The 2502-nt window shown below is 33.7% G+C and carries 3 protein-coding genes and 1 pseudogene; all 4 read left to right on the top strand.

All coding sequences use genetic code 11. From position 1 onward, the window contains the following. Positions 1 to 258 precede the first annotated feature (258 nt). Complete coding sequence (locus ADM33_RS03735; RefSeq protein WP_049503231.1) at positions 259 to 891, top strand: tetratricopeptide repeat protein; 633 nt, start codon at positions 259 to 261, stop codon at positions 889 to 891. A 331-nt stretch (positions 892 to 1222) separates the two neighbouring features. After that, positions 1223 to 1816 carry a TetR/AcrR family transcriptional regulator gene (locus ADM33_RS03730; protein WP_049503230.1) on the top strand — a complete coding sequence of 198 codons (594 nt, stop codon included), beginning with the start codon at positions 1223 to 1225 and terminating at the stop codon, positions 1814 to 1816. Further along, a complete protein-coding gene (locus ADM33_RS03725; protein ID WP_049503229.1) occupies positions 1816 to 2379 on the top strand; it encodes an NAD(P)H-dependent oxidoreductase in 564 nt (187 codons plus the stop codon). Before ADM33_RS03730 ends, ADM33_RS03725 begins: the two co-directional genes overlap by 1 nt. Positions 2380 to 2406: 27 nt before the next feature. Further along, positions 2407 to 2496 (top strand): annotated as a pseudogene (locus ADM33_RS11845) (winged helix-turn-helix transcriptional regulator); the annotation flags it as partial. Between the last annotated feature and the right edge of the window lie 6 nt (positions 2497 to 2502).

The raw sequence follows: 2502 nt of genomic DNA, 5'->3' as shown, positions 1-2502 counted from the left end.
AGAAAAAGATGCAGAACTTTTGAATAAGATTTTTGAAGAAGTTAAAACTTATTGGGAAAATTAGAAGGACGCTAGTCTTCAAAATTTCCTCCCAAAATTTGTCTAAAACATTGACAGAATTCCATATAAAGAGGTTTATGATTATTTTAATGCAGATTGATGGTTTATTTGATTAAGTTTCAATAGGTAAAGATTAGTATATTCTTCTTAAGTGATTTTATTTTATGAAGGTTGTTTATAGTTGAAAGGGGAAAATAGATGGTCTCTAAAATTGATACAGCTTGGGACTTGTTTCTGGAGGGAAAAACATCAGAAGCTAAAAAGTTGGTTGAACAAGATTTTTCCATTGATACTTGTACAGATTTTAGCCTTTTAAATCTGATGGGGTATTTATTATTGGCAGAAAAAGACTATGCCTCGTGTACCCGTATCTTTGAGAAATACATTTTATTAGCTCAACAAAATGAAGATAAAGAACATGAACACATTGGATTACATCAATTAGCGATGATCTACAGAGATCAGGGTGATTTTCATAAGGCTTTAAAGCTCATTGAAGATGAAGAGAAGATAATTGAAGAGTATTTTCCCAATGATAATCTAAAGAAAGCTATAAATAACTACGAACAAGGCTATTTGAGATTGAAATTAAACAATCTTAATGAAGCTTTTACATTCATGAATCTGTCACTGGAACAATCTTTACAGACTGATGATGTGATTTCTCAGGCTTGTAGCTATAGAGGGTTAGGTGAAATCTATTTAGCCTTGGAAGATAAAGGATTAGCCAACACACATTTCAAACGAGCTATAGAACTTTTCGAAAGTGTTGGAGAGTTTGAAGGGATAAAGGAAATTGAGGAATTGATTAATGAATCATTTGACATATAGATTTTGCCATTAGTTTGTTTTTGCTTTGAAACTATGTTAGTCTAAGTTGCTAGTATTTTAAAAAGACAAGGTGTTTTATCCTTGTCTTTTTCGTTTTAGTATTGCTTTTGTTTCAATGTCAATAAGGATGAGTAAAAGGCTGGGACAGTAGTCTCAGCCTTTTAATTGAAGATAAAATCTTCTTAGAAACTTTCCTTAGGAGAGTACATAACAGAAGGTTAGGGACTCTGAAGCTAAGTTTTGAGTATTTTTTTATTTGACAAATATAAGTAGACGGTGTATACTTTATAAAAAGTAGACAACGTATACTTCGATAAGGAAAGGTGGTCAAATGAAACGGAATACGGAAGAACTGAAAGAAAAGTTAATTTCGGTCGGCATTGAAGAAATCAGAACTAACGGGATTGACCGGATGTCTATGCGTACAATAGCTCAAAAATGTGGGGTGACTCATGGAGCTCCCTATAAGCATTTTGGAAGTAAAGATAGATATATTCAAGTTGTTATGGAACACTTATCAATGTTCTTTTTGAAAAATATGATACTTGGAATTGATACTTCCATAGATGCAAGAACTCAACTAACTCTGATGGGCTGTAACTTTGTAAGGTTTGCCCAAGAGGAAACCTATCTATTTGAAGCATTATTTATCAAATTTCCATATAACTATATGGAGTTATCCCAGGAAACTATTTCAGTCAACTCCTCTTTACCAGGATTTGAACATTTTAAGTCGGTAGCGTTAAGACTTAAAGATGAGGAAAATCTTTCTAGTGGTGACGCAGAAATTTTGATCCATTTTTGGAGTTTTATTGCTGGTTTGGCTCTATTGGTAAGGAGTCCTGTTGGAGAAAGCTTTAAAGAAAATGATGTTCAAAAGACCGTCAGAACAATGCTTGATATTTATATAAAAGGAGACAGCTGATGAATGTTTTAATAATCTATTCACATCCGAATGAAACAAGTTATAATGCATCAATCCTTCAAACTGTGCAAAAGCATTTAGCACCATATCATAGAGTTAAAATAGTAGACTTATATAAAGAAAACTTTGATCCGGTTTTACGTTTTGATGAAACGCATAAAAGGAGAGATTTACAGCATAATGAAGACATGAAACCATATAGAGATTTATTGAGTTGGGCGGATCAGTTGATTTTTATTTTCCCTACTTGGTGGAGTGGGATGCCGGCTATTTTAAAAGGTTTTATTGATCGTGTTTTTGTTGCAGGTTTTGCTTATAAGAATGGACCTCGAGGTCCGGTGGGGCAACTAGATGGAAAAGCGTGGATCATTACGACGCATAATACGCCAAAAATTTTTCTTCCTTTTTCTCAAGACTACGCAAAGGTTCTAAAATCTCAAATCTTGAAACCCTGTGGTATTAAACCGGTTAAAATGACACAAGTTACACGAGTGGAGTATATGAGTGATCGTCAACGGAAAGAAGAACTCGAAAAAATCGCACAGATAGCCAAAAAGATATAAAAACGTGCGTTATAAGTCATGACAGAGCATACAGAATATGAGCTGACATAAAAAGGGAAATCGCTGATGCCGATTTTAAAGGACTTGAATCAATGGGGAAAAGAATGGTTGCATTAAATTTTC

It is taken from the genome of Streptococcus oralis (genome assembly GCF_001075875.1).
Classification (GTDB): domain Bacteria; phylum Bacillota; class Bacilli; order Lactobacillales; family Streptococcaceae; genus Streptococcus; species Streptococcus oralis_I.
Note: the sequence above shows the minus strand (reverse complement) of the source record. Positions and strands in the feature narration are given on the sequence as shown.